This is a genomic window from Streptococcus sp. CF8_Ac1-9, assembly GCF_024295565.1.
In the GTDB taxonomy this organism is placed as follows: domain Bacteria; phylum Bacillota; class Bacilli; order Lactobacillales; family Streptococcaceae; genus Streptococcus; species Streptococcus parasanguinis_X.
Genome location: NZ_JANCOY010000013.1, coordinates 1 through 692 on the forward strand (window position 1 = coordinate 1; position 692 = coordinate 692).

Annotated in this window: 1 rRNA gene; it reads left to right on the top strand. The window is 48.1% G+C overall.

The window, feature by feature from the left end:
* Window positions 1–692: ribosomal RNA gene (locus NML76_RS10165) — 23S ribosomal RNA — on the top strand; the annotation flags it as partial.

The window sequence follows — 692 nt, forward strand, 5'->3', positions numbered from 1 at the left end:
TGTTTGGGTGAGGGGTCCATCCCGGATTACCAATCTCAGATAAACTCCGAATGCCAATGAATTATGGTCGGCAGTCAGACTGCGAGTGCTAAGATCCGTAGTCGAAAGGGAAACAGCCCAGACCACCAGCTAAGGTCCCAAAATAATTGTTAAGTGGAAAAGGATGTGGGGTTGCACAGACAACTAGGATGTTAGCTTAGAAGCAGCTATTCATTCAAAGAGTGCGTAATAGCTCACTAGTCGAGTGACCCTGCGCCGAAAATGTACCGGGGCTAAAACAATTTACCGAAGCTGTGGATACCTTTATAGGTATGGTAGGAGAGCGTTCTATGTGTGGAGAAGGTGTACCGTGAGGAGCGCTGGAACGCATAGAAGTGAGAATGCCGGTATGAGTAGCGAAAGACAGGTGAGAATCCTGTCCACCGTAAGACTAAGGTTTCCAGGGGAAGGCTCGTCCGCCCTGGGTTAGTCGGGACCTAAGGAGAGACCGAAAGGTGTATCCGATGGACAACAGGTTGATATTCCTGTACTAGAGTATGTAGTGAAGGAGGGACGCAGTAGGCTAACTAAAGCGTGCGACTGGAAGTGCACGTCTAAGCAGTGAGGTGTGAATTGAGTTAAATGCTTAATTCTATAACATTGAGCTGTGATGGGGAGCGAAGTTTAGTAGCGAAGTTAGTGACGTCACACTG